This is a genomic window from Aquimarina macrocephali, assembly GCF_051627225.1.
In the GTDB taxonomy this organism is placed as follows: Bacteria; Bacteroidota; Bacteroidia; order Flavobacteriales; family Flavobacteriaceae; genus Aquimarina; species Aquimarina macrocephali.
Map to the genome: position 1 here is coordinate 2,069,741 of NZ_CP151795.1, position 16,271 is coordinate 2,086,011.

The 16,271-nt window shown below is 31.2% G+C and carries 19 protein-coding genes; 6 read left to right on the forward strand and 13 right to left on the reverse strand.

The annotated features are described in order from the left end of the window. Window positions 1-67: 67 nt before the first annotated feature. The 5 genes from AAFU52_RS09230 to AAFU52_RS09250 all read right to left on the reverse strand — a co-directional run bounded on the left by AAFU52_RS09230 (window position 68) and on the right by AAFU52_RS09250 (window position 3,123). The gene (locus AAFU52_RS09230) at window positions 68-487 is read right to left on the reverse strand and encodes a hypothetical protein (protein WP_438426220.1); all 420 of its coding nucleotides are present in this window, start codon (window positions 485-487) and stop codon (window positions 68-70) included. Between the two features lie 78 nt (window positions 488-565). Next, window positions 566-982 carry a hypothetical protein gene (locus AAFU52_RS09235; protein ID WP_438426221.1) on the reverse strand — a complete coding sequence of 139 codons (417 nt, stop codon included), beginning with the start codon at window positions 980-982 and terminating at the stop codon, window positions 566-568. A gap of 161 nt (window positions 983-1,143) precedes the next feature. Then, window positions 1,144-1,410: a hypothetical protein gene (locus AAFU52_RS09240; protein ID WP_438426222.1), complete on the reverse strand. Its 267-nt coding sequence runs from the start codon at window positions 1,408-1,410 to the stop codon at window positions 1,144-1,146. Between the two features lie 95 nt (window positions 1,411-1,505). Next, complete coding sequence (locus AAFU52_RS09245; RefSeq protein ID WP_438426223.1) at window positions 1,506-2,174, reverse strand: tetratricopeptide repeat protein; 669 nt, start codon at window positions 2,172-2,174, stop codon at window positions 1,506-1,508. Window positions 2,175-2,325: 151 nt separating this feature from the next. Then, window positions 2,326-3,123, reverse strand: coding sequence for a hypothetical protein (locus AAFU52_RS09250; protein ID WP_438426224.1), 798 nt, complete (start codon window positions 3,121-3,123; stop codon window positions 2,326-2,328). 287 nt (window positions 3,124-3,410) lie between these two features. On the opposite strand from AAFU52_RS09250, the gene AAFU52_RS09255 reads away from it, so the two are divergent. Beyond that, the gene (locus AAFU52_RS09255; protein WP_438426225.1) at window positions 3,411-4,112 is read left to right on the forward strand and encodes a hypothetical protein; all 702 of its coding nucleotides are present in this window, start codon (window positions 3,411-3,413) and stop codon (window positions 4,110-4,112) included. A 342-nt stretch (window positions 4,113-4,454) separates the two neighbouring features. Here the strand turns inward: AAFU52_RS09255 and AAFU52_RS09260 are convergent, their stop codons facing one another. From AAFU52_RS09260 to AAFU52_RS09270, 3 genes are all read right to left on the reverse strand, one after another. After that, on the reverse strand, window positions 4,455-4,823 hold the full coding sequence (locus AAFU52_RS09260) for a hypothetical protein (protein ID WP_438426226.1): 369 nt from the start codon (window positions 4,821-4,823) through the stop codon (window positions 4,455-4,457). 97 nt (window positions 4,824-4,920) lie between these two features. Next, window positions 4,921-7,746 carry a hypothetical protein gene (locus AAFU52_RS09265; RefSeq protein ID WP_438426227.1) on the reverse strand — a complete coding sequence of 942 codons (2,826 nt, stop codon included), beginning with the start codon at window positions 7,744-7,746 and terminating at the stop codon, window positions 4,921-4,923. A gap of 100 nt (window positions 7,747-7,846) precedes the next feature. Then, the gene (locus tag AAFU52_RS09270; protein ID WP_438426228.1) at window positions 7,847-8,644 is read right to left on the reverse strand and encodes a hypothetical protein; all 798 of its coding nucleotides are present in this window, start codon (window positions 8,642-8,644) and stop codon (window positions 7,847-7,849) included. Window positions 8,645-8,993: 349 nt separating this feature from the next. Between AAFU52_RS09270 and AAFU52_RS09275 the strand changes: the two genes are divergently transcribed. Further along, on the forward strand, window positions 8,994-9,248 hold the full coding sequence (locus tag AAFU52_RS09275; RefSeq protein WP_438426229.1) for a hypothetical protein: 255 nt from the start codon (window positions 8,994-8,996) through the stop codon (window positions 9,246-9,248). Continuing rightward, entirely contained in the window at window positions 9,245-9,586 is a 342-nt protein-coding gene (locus tag AAFU52_RS09280; RefSeq protein ID WP_438426230.1) for a hypothetical protein, read from the forward strand. Before AAFU52_RS09275 ends, AAFU52_RS09280 begins: the two co-directional genes overlap by 4 nt. Window positions 9,587-10,042: 456 nt before the next feature. Here the strand turns inward: AAFU52_RS09280 and AAFU52_RS09285 are convergent, their stop codons facing one another. The 5 genes from AAFU52_RS09285 to AAFU52_RS09305 form a co-directional block, all read right to left on the reverse strand. Next, a complete protein-coding gene (locus AAFU52_RS09285; RefSeq protein ID WP_438426231.1) occupies window positions 10,043-10,897 on the reverse strand; it encodes a phospholipase D family protein in 855 nt (284 codons plus the stop codon). 417 nt (window positions 10,898-11,314) lie between these two features. Further along, entirely contained in the window at window positions 11,315-11,806 is a 492-nt protein-coding gene (locus AAFU52_RS09290; protein WP_438426232.1) for a hypothetical protein, read from the reverse strand. 311 nt (window positions 11,807-12,117) lie between these two features. Further along, window positions 12,118-12,768 carry a response regulator gene (locus AAFU52_RS09295; RefSeq protein ID WP_438426233.1) on the reverse strand — a complete coding sequence of 217 codons (651 nt, stop codon included), beginning with the start codon at window positions 12,766-12,768 and terminating at the stop codon, window positions 12,118-12,120. A 2-nt stretch (window positions 12,769-12,770) separates the two neighbouring features. Then, window positions 12,771-14,129, reverse strand: coding sequence for an ATP-binding protein (locus AAFU52_RS09300; protein ID WP_438426234.1), 1,359 nt, complete (start codon window positions 14,127-14,129; stop codon window positions 12,771-12,773). A 114-nt stretch (window positions 14,130-14,243) separates the two neighbouring features. Further along, entirely contained in the window at window positions 14,244-14,468 is a 225-nt protein-coding gene (locus tag AAFU52_RS09305) for a helix-turn-helix domain-containing protein (RefSeq protein WP_438426235.1), read from the reverse strand. A gap of 120 nt (window positions 14,469-14,588) precedes the next feature. Between AAFU52_RS09305 and AAFU52_RS09310 the strand changes: the two genes are divergently transcribed. The 3 genes from AAFU52_RS09310 to AAFU52_RS09320 all read left to right on the forward strand — a co-directional run bounded on the left by AAFU52_RS09310 (window position 14,589) and on the right by AAFU52_RS09320 (window position 16,015). Next, the gene (locus AAFU52_RS09310; protein WP_438426236.1) at window positions 14,589-14,798 is read left to right on the forward strand and encodes a hypothetical protein; all 210 of its coding nucleotides are present in this window, start codon (window positions 14,589-14,591) and stop codon (window positions 14,796-14,798) included. An 82-nt stretch (window positions 14,799-14,880) separates the two neighbouring features. Then, on the forward strand, window positions 14,881-15,186 hold the full coding sequence (locus AAFU52_RS09315; protein ID WP_438426237.1) for a helix-turn-helix domain-containing protein: 306 nt from the start codon (window positions 14,881-14,883) through the stop codon (window positions 15,184-15,186). Window positions 15,187-15,673: 487 nt separating this feature from the next. Further along, complete coding sequence (locus AAFU52_RS09320; protein WP_438426238.1) at window positions 15,674-16,015, forward strand: hypothetical protein; 342 nt, start codon at window positions 15,674-15,676, stop codon at window positions 16,013-16,015. Window positions 16,016-16,271: the final 256 nt, after the last annotated feature.

Sequence of the window (16,271 nt, forward strand, 5' to 3'; positions counted from 1 at the left end):
CTTGTGTATGATTAGTTAGAAGAAAGTACGCGAATACTTTTCGCAATTGATTATACACCTTGCTATACTAGATTTTTATTTCATTAATATATTTCGCAATTATCTCCATTCCAGTTGCATACGAATTGGTTGTTCCGTTTGATTTGAGTATCCAGTCAAAATTGTCGATCCATTTTTTACAAACATTCTCAAAGGTCTTACCCTTCGCCCAATTCGGATTATAAGATGAATTGTTCACACTTTTCCAATCTCCAATTATATTCTGAAGTTTTTTGTCTAATAGCCTGGAGTATTGGTCAAAAAGAACCCAAATTACTCTACCAGCTTGAATCATATATTCCCATTCGGTTTCACGAAAATCTAAACTTGACTTTTTCTTCTTTTTTACCTTAAACTTTTCAAAGTCATTTTTAAGATTTTCTGAAATCGAGTTAAGGTTTGCACTTAATTCTTTTAATTCAATATTTTCGTTTTTAATTCGGGTCATTTTAAGTGTAGCCCAACGGTGTTGTAGTACGTTTTTTATTTTAATCGGTTAAACATTTTATTTTCCTCCAACCCCGTATTAATTATAGTCATTGTTAGATATTTTTTTCTCGGGCAGAGTTGTTGTAAAATCCACATCATATTTTTCTTGTATCATATAATTGAGAACGGCATCCTTTTGAAGCGAATCCAACCTCTTTAATTTTTCTATTGGAGAATCCTCGGTCATTCTCATTATTTGATGTCCATGTTTTTCTATACGTTCATTATAGAAGACTAAACAACTATAGAGTGATTCATGTTTTGTGTTTTTAAAAAGAAAGAATTTACGTTTTGGTTTTTTTCTATGTAAATCAACTGTTAAGTCATACATGAAGCGTTCAATCCAACGTATCTCTAAGACAATAGTTCCTTTTGGACAATCTCTTTCAGCTTTTAGGTAGTAAGATGTGTCAGCATATTTCCTTTTATTTTCTTTAATTATCTTCCACTTCATAATTATGCCTAACGTTTAATATATGTGTCTTAGTAGAGAAAAACGTTACCTTACTTTTCGATTTTTCTGCGCATTGGTTACTACCTTTTGTTTTTTGTAAGCATTATGTCATACCAAAAATAAGAAGATCATTTGTTTAACTATCTAGTAACTATGGCATATCAAACTCCTTTCTCTACTTTTAAAATATCTCCTCTGAGCTGATTAATGTTGCGCTTAAAGCTTTCTATTTCTTCTTTTTCCTGTCTATCTTCAATATCAGCAGATAGTTGGTCGAACAGCTTAACTTTTTCCTTAGCTCTACTGATTAAATCATCTAACTTTTTCCCTGTAACTCCTTTATTTAATGTAAAGTACAGTTCATTGCTAAGTTTATGAAGCCCATTTTCAACCTCTTCACAGCGCTCTAAAAATAAATCAGTATCCATTTTTTTCTTTTTAATTAATGCTAACGTCTCTTGTATGGTGCGTTTGCATCCCACAGGGTGCATATGCAATATACAAATTGCTAGCTTTTCGTTTTTTATTTACAGTATTTGTCAATCATTTCTATTGCGTCAGAATCTCCCGTTTTTTGAGCTTCTTTTAAATCCGTACAACCCTCCTCATACATTCCATGAGCTATATAGATTATTCCTCTCCAATATAAACTAGCAGGCTTTTCATAGTTTTTTTGTAAACAAAAATTAAAATCTTCAAAAGCAAGTTTTAAACTGTCAATATTATATCTTGCTATTCCTCTTTCAAAACGAATCTCTTCCATAGCAACATCAAACTCAAATCCTGTATCAATAAATGAATTTTCAACTTTATTGATATAGAGTGTTTCTCCTCCTTTGGTTTTAATTGCCTTTTCAAAGTCCTCAATTGCTCCGAAATAATCATCTAACCTTTTTTTATTCTTTCCTCTATTTAGATATGCTAGAGTATTATTCGAGTCTATTTCAATAATTTTAGAGTAATCTTCTATGGAACCTTTATAATCTTCCAAAATCGACTTATCTACACCTCTATTAATTAAAGCGTATATGTTTTTTGGGTCTCTTTCAATCGCTTTGTCCAGTAATAGAATAGCTTCCAAATATTTTCCCGCTTGCTCCAATTTCTCTGCTTCGGCGTTATAGTTTGCCGATGATTTAAAATCGCAAGAAATAAAGATTAGAATACTTGATATGATTATTATATGTTTCATTCAATGAAGCCTAACAATAGAATAAAGGATATATGTCCTTTATATTCTATGTATGGTTATGTTTACTTAATTCATATCACATTTTTTATACTTAGTATTTGCTAACGTTTCAAGTAAAAAATCGTTTTAATGTTTTTTATTATAAGTCGTTCTACTTTTTTGATTCTAGGAGTTTTTTAACCAAAGATTGTAATTCTTCAATCTCATCAGATTGCTTGTTCAATTGCTTTTCTTGTTGGATTGTGTAAAGAGTCAACTCTTCAATTTTTTTAAGAAGATTCATATCCATTTCGGCCTGCATTACTCCGTTTTGTTCAAATTCTTTTGCAGAAGGGATTTCTGGTAAATGACTGTTTTCTTTAATAAAAGTTTCTACTTCTGCTATACTTCTCAAATTATAATCACTTTTGAATACGTAATCAGGAGCGGGAACATTAAGGTCAATTTTTACTTCTTCGGCATGAATTTTTCCTTTTACGGTAAGTTTCATATCTGGATTAATGGTTCCAATACCTATATTTCCATTTGCTTTAACAGTCATTTTTGTAGAATTACTACCAGCTCTAATACTTAAATCGTGATTGGACATGGTCGAAATAATCCCTCCGTTAGTGTCTGCTCCGATTAAGAGTTCGTGTCCATTATTAGTTTTTAGGTTTAGGTAAGAACTTTGGGCACTTAATATACTTAATTTTCTATCTGGACTAGCGGTTCCAATTCCAAAATTACCATTACGATCAAAGTGAAATTCTGAATCTATGCTCCTGATTCTAACATCTCCAATTTTATTCCAAAACAATGTTCCGGTCCAATTAGGATCTGTATAACCTAAAAGGGCACTAACACTAGCTGTAGCATTTCTTTTGATATTTAAAAAAGAAGTTACTTCTTGTGCATTACTATTGATACTAATCATTACCAAGACTAAAGTAAAAATGGTTTTTTTCATTTCTTTATTTTGTTTTGTTTCTCTGTTTAGTATTGATGTCTTTATAATCATAATTGTTACTTAAATTTTGAACAATCCTTACACAAAAATAAAAATATAGACCTCACAGTACTACTGGAGCAAATATAGCACAAGCCTGTACGGTCTCATCAAATCAATCACCGCTATTTTTTCCAGTTCCGAAAAATGAAACTAGCGTGCTGTATCATTGTATATCAATTATTTATTAACTCATAACCCATTGTTTGCTTTATAGTAAACAATGGGTTTTTAAAACATGTTATACGATGTCTAAAGAAAATTATGACACCAAGCTGGTCGTGCTAGAAGCATTACCACAAGAAGCGGTAAAATCACCAACAATCCCTGTTGATGTATTTATGCAAGAAGCCGAAAACTTATTTGTATGGGCAGAGGAGGATAAAGACACGTTAATCGCCAAAGGATTAGATTGGCAGGCGTATGCCGAAGATTTACCAACCCGAACCGGGGCATGCAGATATGCACAGGCCGTTTGGATGAAAGAGCGCTATAGCCAGGAAGAAGCAGCCAAAGCCTGGCGGGAAGAATCGCCCAAAGCCTACGAATTTAGAAACGACCTGTTGGCCGATTTGCGGTTTGCGTTTCGCAAACGATTGGATCTACTAGCCCGTGTACGTGCGATTGCAGATGGGGAGGGCGATGCAGATATGATCCAGGATTTAATGGATATTAGTGTATTGGGTAAAGCCAATATAGCAGAGCTAGAAAAAGCAAAGTATGATCTAGGCAACTTTGATATTGCAGCGCAACAATCGGATGCCCTGGCAGAATTGCTGGCCAAAGCCAATGGGGCGACCTTAGATAATTCTAAAGCCAAAGAAATACGGGATCGTGCCTATACCCATCTTAAGGAGGCTATAGATGAGCTTCGCGCAACGGGTAAATATGCGTTTAGAAAAGATCCCGAGCGTTATAAGGGATATGTTAGCCGATATAAACGTCGATAATCTGTTGCTATTACTGGCCCCCGCACTGGGTTGGGCTCTCCGCGCAGCGGGGGAGGCTCACCCTATTGCGAGGGTTTGTTTTACCCCTGCGGGGGAAGCAGCCGGTATGCCAATGGTCGATAAAAGTAGTGCGAGGAAGAGGTATCTATATGAGCTGAAAGCTACACCTATACCGATGGTCGATACAAATGGTGCGGGGGTGAGGTAAATTTATGCGGGGAGCGTTGATTTGTTATTTTGTTGAAGAATAGAATCCTCTTATGAATAACATTATACGAAAAAGAATCTCAGTTTTTAGTTTATCCTAAGCTGAGACTACAATTGGGATGTAAAAATTATGAGTTATTTGATTTTTTTTTTGATAGAATTTAAAGATAATCTCATGGTAGATTGTTTTGTACTAGATTTTTGAATTGGAATATGCTCTCTAAGAAGTGCCCAATCATTAACAAAATCAAAACTTAACCTAAACACTTTTTTGTTAATGGCTGATTTTGTTCCTATATCAGAAGGCTTATTATATAAACAAATCCAAGAATCAAAACCTTGGAAGTCTAGTTTTTTATTATCATTAAAAGTATTAAAGATCATATACTTGTTTTTATTTAAATTGTAATAGTATATTGTAGTACCTTCATTATAATCTCCTACTTTATCTAATGTCTCTTTGAATCCTAAAGCTAATAGTTTCTGTTTTCCTTTTGCAATCATTGGTTTATTGAATTTTTATTAATTTAAGTGATAACATTCACAACGGACGCTAATAAACTTATACATAATTGCTCCAGTTAAATTTCGTTGTCTTTTTTTATTCTTGTACATCCCAAGTTCTTCTAACATATATATTTAAATAATCTCGTTCCAAACTTGAGTCAAATTTGTTTTTAATTATACTATCTAATTTTTCCTTTACGAATCTGTTATTGTGAATTTTTCTATAATAAAATTTTGTAGCATATTCTCCAACCCATTCAGTTTCAAAAAGGTCGTAATTAAAATTATCCATATCAATTAACCAAGTATAATAAGAACCAAGGTCTTTGAATGATTCAAATTGTTCTGTTGTTGTATCGATGTCAAATTTGAAACATAAGTTCAATATCGAATTGAGCCTGTCAAATCGCTTATCGTCTATACCTGAAAAAATACTCTTAAATGACACTTGTTTACTTTTAGGTAGTGACATTTCTATTGCTTTATTTAGCATATTTTTATCAAGTGGTATTAATTCAAATAAGGTAGCTTGATAAAACAAGTTAAATGAGAAGCTTTCCTGAAGCTTTTCTATAATTATATTCCCAATCGCTTTTTTAAAATCTGAATTGCCAATCATTAGATAAAGTGGAATTATAATTGAATTTCGGTGGTTCTTTTTGCAAAGAGAACACTCTTCAAAAGCAATATTCTTAATTGTTTGAAATTGTTTTTCAGTTATGCTAATACGTTCTTTCTTTTTTTCTATAATATTTAATAGTGAATCATAGAATTCCGAGTTATGGTAGAATGGTTTGTTGATTCCTAAGTTAAAAAATCTATGGATTGATTCTTTATCAATATTTTCTCCACAACGATATAAAAACAAATTTATTTGTTCAAAGCTCTGAGAATCAATAAAATTTTCTTTTTCCAAATAGCCAACAAGTTGCTTGGAAAAAGAGTTAATAAATGTTTGGTTAAAATCAGAAATAGAGACTAAGGTTAATAGATTTTTAAAAACCCTATTATAGTATTCCCAAAACCTACGATTATTACTCTCACAATTTTCAATAAGAGATTTTCTAAGGTTTACATTGCTGAAAAAGTTGTCAATAAGTTCAGAAAATGAGTCTCCATTTGAAGATGTTTTTTTGTAGCGAATCTTTTTAAGTTTATATCTCTTATAGTACTTATCTATTATTTCAGGATTTCCATATTGAAGTAAATTTGTAATTAGCCAGTCATCAAAATTCTCTAAGCGACTATGATGCTTATCTGCAATTGCATGCGACGCAAATAATCCTTCAATGAAGGTCGAAAAAACATCTTGAAACTCCTTGAATTTATCATAAACAATGTAATTGTCAACCAGGAAGCTTTTAAGCTTTGCAAATTCATTTATTAGAATCCATACATCATTATTAGAACTCCAGCTCCCATTTAAAGAGCTATAATATTGATCAATTAACTTATTAGAGGTTTCTTGTATTTTATTTCTTGCATCAGTATAAAAAGTGTTTTCTCTTAGATGCTTAATTAATTTTTTATTCTCATTGGAAGATTTATTTGTTTCTACGTATGCTAAATCAATTGCCTTTAATTCTTTTACTAATTCATTTTGTGAGTTCTCTCCAAAGTAATTGTTTCTAACAAAAATCGAGAGTTTGGATAAATTAAACTGACCTATAAAATAAGAAGTATTTAGTCGTTTCTTATTATACTCAAATAATGCTTTTTTTTGTTTTTCTACAGCAAATAGATAGTTTCCAATTTGATAATTCAAATAACTACTTTCTTGTAAATCTTTTTTACTGTTTGTATAGGAATCTAAGCTTTTAAAACATTCTGAAAATTTAAATTTGCTAAAACTACATTTGGGACATTCACAGTTTTTTACTTTAGAGTATCTAATTGGCAATCGCTCTCTTGATTTTTTGCTAGAAATATTAAATATTAGGTTGCTAGACAATCCCAACAAAATGGCTTTTATTTTAGCTTCATAATTCTCAACTCCATTATAAAATTTTTCATCAGCAATACTGATTTCATTGTCATCAGATATTTCAACTGATTTAAATAATTCAATTAGCTCTTCATTGTCAGTATTTAAATTAAAGGTTGAATAATAGCTGTAAGAGTTTGTTTTAAGAGGGTAATGATTTATAAAAAGTGAAATAGGATAAAACTTAATTTCTTTGTGTCTTATTGAAACATAATCGTACAGTTGTTCTAATAATGGCTTTGTTTTATCGATAACTACTTCATCTTCTACTTTAGTTACACTTGTACTATTTATTTCTTCAGGTAATAGAGAAATTGATAATTCTTGTTTTAAATTATTAATTGCTCTACCTATGTCATTGATATATTGTACATTGATTTGCGTATAGGTTTCAATGATTTCGGGATGTATTTTTGATTCTAAGTCCTCAGGAGAACCAAAATCATCTTTGTTTGCAGAGATAAATAAAACATCTTGCTCTAATTCCGTAAAATATTTTAATGCCGAGAAAATAATATAAGCATCTTTTGTACTGTCAAGTTTATTATGAAATGGAGCTTTCTTGCTTATGGTTCTATCGCTGCAAAATATTTTTATATCATCAGATGTTTCAAGTAAAATTGAATTATTTAATAATTCATCAATTGTTTTGATTTGATGATCAATATTTTGAATATCCGGTTGCAAAAACTCAGGAATTAATAGTTTTTCTTTCTTTCCTATCTCAACAGTATGTTTGTATTTAGTCCTTAAAGAATCTTCAAATCTTTTTCTTTGTTTGTTTTTATGCTTATTCCATTCTTCAATAATTATCTGGTGAGTTACGAAGTTTAAACAATTATTATTTTTCCAAAAGACTAAATGTGGGAGTAGCTTATTTTTATCTTCTGATAATAAGTCAATCAAACTACAAGTATCAATTAAAATGTTTTTCATGTCTGAGTTCGATGTAGATTAATGAATGCCAACGTCTTTTGTATGGTGTGTTTGTATCCCGAAGAGTGCACATACAATATATAAATTGTTATAGGTAGTTTTAAAAGTACTTATTTGTATTCCGATATTTCAAAGTAAAAGGATTTAGAATTGGATTTAAGAGACTATTTTCAGCAACAGGTCTGCCTAAAAGTGTAATTCTTGAATCTTTTTTTTCCTTCCAGTCTATAGCAATAGGAACCCTATTCAGATGCTTATAAATTTTAATTAATTGGGGTGAACCTCCAATATCTAAGTATTTACTATTAGATTGTCCTTCAATTAGCATTTCAGACAAAACTTGTAGAGGTTCAAAATTTAAAGAACCTTCCATTAAATTCTGATTTTCTTTCAGTTTTTCTATAAGTCTTCGTTTTGCATCATCAACATAATCTCCAATAAATACAACCTTTTTATCTCCACTTACTCCTTTCCAAAATTTGATTTGATGAGAAGTGAATTTTTTATATTCTTTTTGATAGACTATTTTCCAAATCTTAAATTGGCTTTTCTCCCAATTATAGCCTGCGAAAAGAAATTCTATTTCAGGTAACTCATAATCGCTCTTATATTTGAGCATATCATTCATTATTTTTACAACTAGGCCTTTGAATACTCCAATTCTTTGAAAGCGACTTTTGATTTTTGGGTTTGTATCAATAGTGTTTTTTATTTGAATCATCATAGGATATGCAAATGTTGTATCTCCTGCAAAACACATTGCACAATCAGTTCGAGAAAACGTAAAAATTTTTGGATTAACATCCCAAGAGCCAAAAGACCTTAATCGACTATCTGTTGCTATTAGTAGTTCTTCTATATCTTTATTTTTTCTCAACCAAGCGGTACAAAGAGTCATTATTGTTTTTTTAGTTTAAAATTAATATTACTTTAATAACCTATCAACAATAGAATAAAGAATATATATTCTTTATATCTCATGTATGGTTGTTTATAAATTTAATCTTGTATCAAACTTTTATTATGGGGTACAATATCAGCGATTCATTTATAAAATAATTGTGGATTACCACAATTACCGTTTGTTTTTACCAAACAACCCCATTCTTCAACTCTTAAGAGTTGAAGAATGGGGTTGTGTTTACCCTATAAATGTAACTATTATTGTTGAGTATAAAAAACCTCCTAAGACGTTACTTATTTTTTAACATACTGTGGTATGATCATTACTATTTTAATAATGGAGAATGATGGGTAGCTATTTGGATTGTTTAAACAGTAATGCCACTAACGAGACGCTATTGGGAGTGGGAATCAATATAATAACTAATCAGTTGCATACAACCGATTGTTTGCAATCACCTGTAAACAATCTATTACATATATCTTCACGCTATGAGAAAAAAGTAAAACATGAACGTCTTGAAATAGTGATTATTTTGGCAAAAGGAATTAAGCAAATTTTATCTAAATCAAAGAAAACCATAACTATAAGCAGATGAAAATAGATCCAGACACTCAGATTTTTCCGCAATTTAAGCTATCGACACATCAGGATTTGATCTTATTTCTTATTAAGAATGAGTTATTAGGTACCCGATTTATAAATCAATTAGGCACCATAGGTTTTGACACTTCTTTTTTTAGTGTAGAACTGGGGATGGCGATATTATCACTAATGGGGTTTAAAAACCGAACCGATACTTTGTGGGAGTGGTATCATGATACTGTAGATATGTATGCTGCTAAGGTTTGTCTAGAGGATCATACCGCTACCAGAACCGTTTCTTTTGATTTTTATATTGCATTACGAATCAAACTACATACCGAACAAGGGTAAATGATGCAATGCAAAAATCTGTATAAGGTTAATTTAGAAACGTGAATTCGATGTAAGGACTTGATGTTAAAAAGTTGTCAAATTGAGTGGTTTTTCGTAGTGACCTCTCGACTATGCTCGAGATGACATGAGAAAAATTGTATCGACCCTTCGACGTAGCTCAGGATGACAAGGCTTTTGATGAAAAATTCACTTGTCTTCGATAGTTCTGCTGAGCTTGGTCGAAGTACAATTTTCTATCTAAAATCACTCTGACTGACGTGAATATTGTTATGTCGAACTCAATTTAGAAAGCTATACAATTGATTTAATTCTATCGGTTTATTGAACTTTTATTAATGTTCTTCATGTTTTGGATTAGGAAATATAGTAGTGTAAGAAACTATCAGGATGACCATACTATTTTAAAAATAGATAGTGATGGGTATCTATTTGGATTATCTAAACTTAGTGTATTCACATTATTGGTTTCCGCATCGATGTTTTTCCGTTGGATGCTTTTCCAGTTTTATGACAATATTTTTCGGGAAAATCCTCATTACCATATTCGTTCCATATTTTCCACGATTCTTTACTCATTGGCTGTTTTGGATTGAATTTTATTTTTTTACCAGAACGGATACAAAATCCGTATTCAGTTTTTAGTTCAATTTCTCGTTCAGGTCTAATATCAGGTTTTGAGCCTAACTCCAACTCTTCTGCAAAATCATTAAGTCTTTTGTTTTCGGATTGTTTATTCTTTGAAAATCCGTAAAACTTGTCTGTTGAGTCAAACAGTATATCTGATTTTACATAGTTTTTACTTAAGTTAATAATGAGTTTTTTGTTCTCATAAACGGGTCTCTTAATAAAAACAACTTCATTGTTTTTAGCAATCTTCATACATTCATTCCAGGCATCATTATCAGCAGATGCTTTAAATTTATCCAAAATACTTTGTTGAGAATAAACTCCAAACTCAATATTGTTTTTGAATGAATAGTCATAAAGGTTTATTGATGTTATAATTCCTTGCTTTTCATTTCCGTAATATTTTGCGTGCAAGTTCGGAACGTGGATAATACTAACATTTAGAAACTTTTTGAAGTAGTCAAAATCGGCTTTACTCATACTTTTTTGGACTGCTTTTTCATTTTTCCCGAATACTAAAATCAAATGTATTTTTGGATTGTTTTCGTGTTTGTCAAAAAGTTTTTTAAAATAGTCGTCAAGCTTTATAAAGGGTGAAACAATCAACAACCTACTTTTTGTTTCCCATATTGTATTGTAAATGGTATTTTCTAAATCTTTTCCAGTTAAAAATTTATTCATTTATTCGTAATGTTTGTTTTTCAGGCATTAAGCACAACAATAGAATAAAGAATATATATCCTTTATATCCCATGTATGGTTAATCTTATATTCACTTTTATTAAGTGATACAATATCAATGATTCATTTATAAGATAATTGTGGTAGTCCAAATCACGATCTATTTTTACCAAACAACCCCATACTTCAATTCTTTAGAATTGAAGTATGGGGTTGTGTTTACTTGATATAAATGTAACTATTATTATTTAGTATAAAAAACCCTCCTAAGACGTTACTTATTTTTTAACATACTGTTGTTTAATGATGCTATTTTTAAAATAGATAGTGACGGGTATTTATTTGGATTATCTAAACAGTAATGCCACTAGCGAGATGCTGGTGGTAGTAGAGGATAGACATTATAATAATTGGATTTTAGTCCAAAATGTCTTTTCTTTTAATAGTATACATTTTAAATAAATCAACAAATCCCTTTTTTATTTTATTCACTTCAGACTGTGGTGTATCTTTTTCTAGAAAAATTGTTATACTAGATGCGGTTTCCCCATTGAAATGTTCTTCAGTTTTTATGTTAATCTTTTTGGTCTTAATAGAATTATTGGGGAAAAATATTTGAATGTATTTACTTTCTGCTTTTTGCTTGACTGTTATTTTTGAATACTCTTTTGCGGTCAAATAATATGCTGTTGAACAAAGTTTAAAAGCTGTACAGAATTGTATAAATTTAATCGTTTTTTTATGATTAAAGTCAACCTCCTCAAGCAGATAGTTATAATTTTTTTCGCTATCATAAAGCTTATTTAGATCTATTTTTTCACCCAAAGATATAAGTGCTTCTGCTTTAGTTTGACTTGAACATTTTGTGTAGATAGATAATAAAAATAATGCAACAAATAATTTTTTCATAATTAGATAATGTTTTTTTGAGTTATGGTTTACAACCTCCAACTAAATGAGTATGCTCTGCAGTTACCAGAAGTAATCATGTTAGTGATTTACAAATCCCTCTCCACAAACCGTTTTTGACCCAGTGTTTAGAGCTGGCAGAATATGACATTATTAAAAAGGTAAGAATGAGGATTGTTTTTAATTTCTTTAGGTTTAATATTTTATACAGCAAAATTACCTCTTATATGTAATTGATAAAATAGGTAATTGTACTGATTTTATATCCGTAGGATTACAGAAGAGCCATAGGAGAAGAAGGTTGAGTGCTACTAGAAATCTGGAGTAAACCCGTTTCTTATGCCATATTTAATAAGGCCTACAATGGTTTTTACTTTTGTTTTTCGAAGAATATTTTGACGGTGTGTATCAACTGTTCGCCTTCCTATAAAAAGTTTGTCTGCAATTTCTTGACTACTATATTCTTGGCAAATTAATTCGAGAACTTTTACTTCCCTATCTGTCAGTTCATTTGTTTCGGCTTCAATTTTCCGTTCTTTTTTAACCTTGTTCACCATAACAGACAAGACTTCTTTGCTGTAATAAGTACCATTGTCTGTAATTCTGGTTAGTGCTTCAATGAGCTCTTGTTTTCCTGTATTTTTGAGGATATAGCCATCGGCTTCACTCATCATTATTTCGCTAACAATTTCTTTGTCGTTATGCATCGATAGCACAAGTACTTTCAAGTTGGAGTAAGTAGATTTTATTGTTTTAATAAGTTCTATACCACTCATTCCTGGCATACTAATATCGGTAATAACAATATCAACAGTATCTTTTTCAAGCTGCTCTAATGCATCTTCAGCGCAAAGGTGTTCAGATACAATTTGTAAGTATTCCTCTTTTCGAAGCAATGATTTAATTCCATCAATAAACATTTGATGGTCGTCTACAATCATTATTTTCACAGGTGTTTCCATATTTAAAGAATTACGTCAATTCGGATATCTGTTCCTTTTCCCTCAGTAGAAATAACATCAACTTCACCATTTATCATGGATATTCTAGAAAAAACATTTTGCCAACCAATGCCTTTACTTTGGTGAATGGTACTTATATCAAACCCTTTTCCATTATCCGAAATTAAAAGGTGTACGTTATTGTTTATTCGATTCAATGCTACAGTAATTTTATCTGCTTTAGCGTATTTAATCATGTTGTTTAGAACTTCTTGAACAACTCTGTATAATGCAATTTCTTTACTTTCCTCTAATCGGTTATCCATTCCTTTGTAGCTAAAATTAACATGAAGTGCTTTAGACTCATTTATTGTATTGGCAAATGATTCAATGGCAGAAACCAATCCGTATTCCATAAGTGCGGCTGGCATCATATTGTGTGAAATAGTGCGTACTTCATTTACAGCCTCATCTATCAATTTCATTGAATTTTGAACTAATATCTTATCCTCTTCATTTACTTCGTCTTCTAACCCTGCAATGTTTAGTTTTGCTGTAGAAAGCAACTGGCCTAAGCCATCGTGAAGATCTTTTGCAATACGTGAACGCTCTTTCTCCTCTGCTTCAAACACAGCTCTATAGCGTACAGTTTCTTCGCCACGTTTTGATTTAGCCTCTTTTACTCGAGTATTAAAATAATAAATCAACCCTAGTAATATCACTAGCCCTAAACTTAATCCACCCCAAAGCACTAAGTTTTTGTTAGCAGCTCTTTCTTCTAACAGTTTTAAGTCTTTAATCACATTTTCTTTTTGCAATTCTGCATTTTTACGTTCTTCACTTAGTTTCTCATTCAAAGTTCGTTGTGTTTCATATTTATTATGTTTTTCTGCAATTGCCATTTTCATATCATTTTTGAAGATGGTGTCTTTCAGATTAGTTTGGATTTTATAATATGAAGCCGCCTTTTTAAAATTCTTTACTCTTTCGTTGTTAGTAGCTAATTTTCCTGCCAATTCCATCTGGTGGTAGAGAGAACCAATTTCTGTTGCAATTTCATAGGCGCTTTTAAACAATTTGTTAGCTTTTTGATGCTTCTCTAACCAGGTATAAGCTATTCCTTGGTTGGTCATTATTATCATTACCTGTTGCTTGTCATTAATAGAAGAGGCTAGTGTGTATGCAGAATCGAGCATCACCAAAGCTTCATAGTATTTTTCCCGGGACTCATGTTGTAAACCTATTTCGTTAAGCGTATTTGTTTTAATAGTGTTGTAGGGCATTTGCTTAACTACTTTTAAGCTGTCAATTATACTTTTATTCTGTCCAAATGCAGAATTGAACAGTAGTAAAAGTGAAAAGAAGAATAACCAATTTTTCATATAAAGTGTTATACTCAGAGAATTGTAGCTAACAAGGGAATAAAAGATATATATCCTTTATTCTATCTATGTTTATTTTTTAATATGCTGTTGTTTAATGATACTATAGTGTAATTATTTGCTTTCTTTTTTCAATTTTAAATCTCCACAAACATGTTCGAGTAGTTCGCAGGCATCTACTTCTATGGCTAAAGCGATTAAATACAATTCGTCTGCTCTAAGCTTTGTATTTTCATTGATCGAGAGTTCGCTTATCCTTTGTTTACTTATACCTGTTCTTCTAGATACTTGGGATTTATTCACTGCTTTTCTTTTTAAATAAGCTCCTAGCTTTGTCATTTGAATTTCATTTTATTCGGTCTAATTATATGAATTATTATGACTAATGTGAAGAAATTCTTCATTTTATTTTTATATAGTCAATATTATATGTATAATTGTCAAGAAAATATGTAAATAATGATTGATAACAACCAAAAAAAGTGCCAGACATATATTAAAATTCCTCTTACAGAAGAAAAAGAACTAGAAGTATATAAAGATGGGATCCTGGGAATATTAAGCAAAGTAGAAATACATAATGCAGACAAAAGAATGATAGGGTATCTTAAAACTGTATACAAATTATTAGATTGTATAGAAGTACAGGATATACGATCTATTTCTTAACACAGGTATCCCAAAAAAATGAAATCTATTATTATGATGGGATTAAAAAAAAGAGTAAATTTGTCAAAGTTTGACAAAATGAATGAAAGAAACGTTTGGAGAATATATCAAAATGCTTAGAACAACAAATGGGCTTACGCTAACCCAACTGGCGGGTCTATTACAAATGGATTTTGCAAATCTAAGTAGAATGGAGAATGGCATACGTGATTTTGATAAAAAGAAACTTTCTAGATTAGCAGAAGTTTTTGATCTTAGTATAGAAGAATTACAAGACGAATATGCAAGTGATCAACTCGCTAAACATATGTATGAGATGGGTTGTTCTAAAGAACTACTTAAAGTTGCAGAAGAAAAAGCAGAATATCGCAGAACAATAAAAAAATAATACACATTGTGCTTTTGGGAAAAACATTGTGAAAAAAGCTATTCTCGATACATTTTGTCTTCATTTCATTACGACAAAACACTCGAATTGACGCTTTTTTGATTCAAAAATCTTAAATGCACAACAAATTAAATACAATACCTTTTTTACAGATTTAAGGTATTCTTTTTTCAGGGCTACATTGCGCATCCTACCCGGCAATCCTGTAAATCTGTTAATTTTTATAGTTAATTAAGGCAGGAGGAATGCTCCTGTTATGTATAAAGAGAAAGTCATAGTATGGTTGATCATACGTTTTAAACCTGGGTTTTACTCTTTACAAGTCGAGCACACTTATATCCGCTTCTTTTTGAGAAGGTAGCACTTGGCATGCATTTGGTTTTCCTGATGTGTGTTTTAGCAAAGGCCGGAAACTACGCTAATTTTATCTAATTACCAGTTTATGTAAGAACTGGTATACACCAAAGGAAACCATAAATATAAGCAGATGAAAATAGATCTAGACACTCAGATTTTTCCGCAATTTAAGCTATCGACACATCAGGATTTGGTCTTATTTCTTATTAAGAATGAGTTATTAGGTACCCGATTTATAAATCAATTAAGCACGATAGGTTTTGACACTTCTTTTTTTAGTGTAGAACTGGGGATGGCGATATTATCACTAATGGGTTTTAAAAACCGAACCGATGCTTTGTGGGAGTGGTATCACGATACTTTGGATATGTATGCAGCTAAGGTTTGTCTAGAAGATCATGCTGCTACCAGAGCCATTTCTTTTGATTTTTATATCGCATTACGAATCAAACTACATACCGAACAAGGGTAGTCATTTTTTTTATAGAACGGTTATGCTTATTTCTTATGTGTCTTTAAAGTACCCCGATATCTTTTAATAAATATAAAATAAGTTTGATGCCAGAAGTCGGACTCCAGATTTCGGACTCTAAACAACCATCAACCAATATCATTACTTCTTTTATAGGGTAGGTGGGGAGACTGGTAAACCTAAGATTTGATCCCCTTCTTTATCTCATTTCAAAAAAACTTTCATTTTTTTTTCTCAGTCCCGAAAAACGAAACTG

Bases quoted from the DNA above. Each gene is read 5' to 3' on its own strand.
- AAFU52_RS09230 (WP_438426220.1), bottom strand. From the start codon at position 487: ATGACCCGAATTAAAAACGAAAATATTGAATTAAAAGAATTAAGTGCA.
- AAFU52_RS09235 (WP_438426221.1), bottom strand. From the start codon at position 982: ATGAAGTGGAAGATAATTAAAGAAAATAAAAGGAAATATGCTGACACA.
- AAFU52_RS09240 (WP_438426222.1), bottom strand. From the start codon at position 1,410: ATGGATACTGATTTATTTTTAGAGCGCTGTGAAGAGGTTGAAAATGGG.
- AAFU52_RS09245 (WP_438426223.1), bottom strand. From the start codon at position 2,174: ATGAAACATATAATAATCATATCAAGTATTCTAATCTTTATTTCTTGC.
- AAFU52_RS09250 (WP_438426224.1), bottom strand. From the start codon at position 3,123: ATGAAAAAAACCATTTTTACTTTAGTCTTGGTAATGATTAGTATCAAT.
- AAFU52_RS09255 (WP_438426225.1), top strand. From the start codon at position 3,411: ATGTCTAAAGAAAATTATGACACCAAGCTGGTCGTGCTAGAAGCATTA.
- AAFU52_RS09260 (WP_438426226.1), bottom strand. From the start codon at position 4,823: ATGATTGCAAAAGGAAAACAGAAACTATTAGCTTTAGGATTCAAAGAG.
- AAFU52_RS09265 (WP_438426227.1), bottom strand. From the start codon at position 7,746: ATGAAAAACATTTTAATTGATACTTGTAGTTTGATTGACTTATTATCA.
- AAFU52_RS09270 (WP_438426228.1), bottom strand. From the start codon at position 8,644: ATGACTCTTTGTACCGCTTGGTTGAGAAAAAATAAAGATATAGAAGAA.
- AAFU52_RS09275 (WP_438426229.1), top strand. From the start codon at position 8,994: ATGATGGGTAGCTATTTGGATTGTTTAAACAGTAATGCCACTAACGAG.
- AAFU52_RS09280 (WP_438426230.1), top strand. From the start codon at position 9,245: ATGAAAATAGATCCAGACACTCAGATTTTTCCGCAATTTAAGCTATCG.
- AAFU52_RS09285 (WP_438426231.1), bottom strand. From the start codon at position 10,897: ATGAATAAATTTTTAACTGGAAAAGATTTAGAAAATACCATTTACAAT.
- AAFU52_RS09290 (WP_438426232.1), bottom strand. From the start codon at position 11,806: ATGAAAAAATTATTTGTTGCATTATTTTTATTATCTATCTACACAAAA.
- AAFU52_RS09295 (WP_438426233.1), bottom strand. From the start codon at position 12,768: ATGGAAACACCTGTGAAAATAATGATTGTAGACGACCATCAAATGTTT.
- AAFU52_RS09300 (WP_438426234.1), bottom strand. From the start codon at position 14,129: ATGAAAAATTGGTTATTCTTCTTTTCACTTTTACTACTGTTCAATTCT.
- AAFU52_RS09305 (WP_438426235.1), bottom strand. From the start codon at position 14,468: ATGACAAAGCTAGGAGCTTATTTAAAAAGAAAAGCAGTGAATAAATCC.
- AAFU52_RS09310 (WP_438426236.1), top strand. From the start codon at position 14,589: ATGATTGATAACAACCAAAAAAAGTGCCAGACATATATTAAAATTCCT.
- AAFU52_RS09315 (WP_438426237.1), top strand. From the start codon at position 14,881: ATGAAAGAAACGTTTGGAGAATATATCAAAATGCTTAGAACAACAAAT.
- AAFU52_RS09320 (WP_438426238.1), top strand. From the start codon at position 15,674: ATGAAAATAGATCTAGACACTCAGATTTTTCCGCAATTTAAGCTATCG.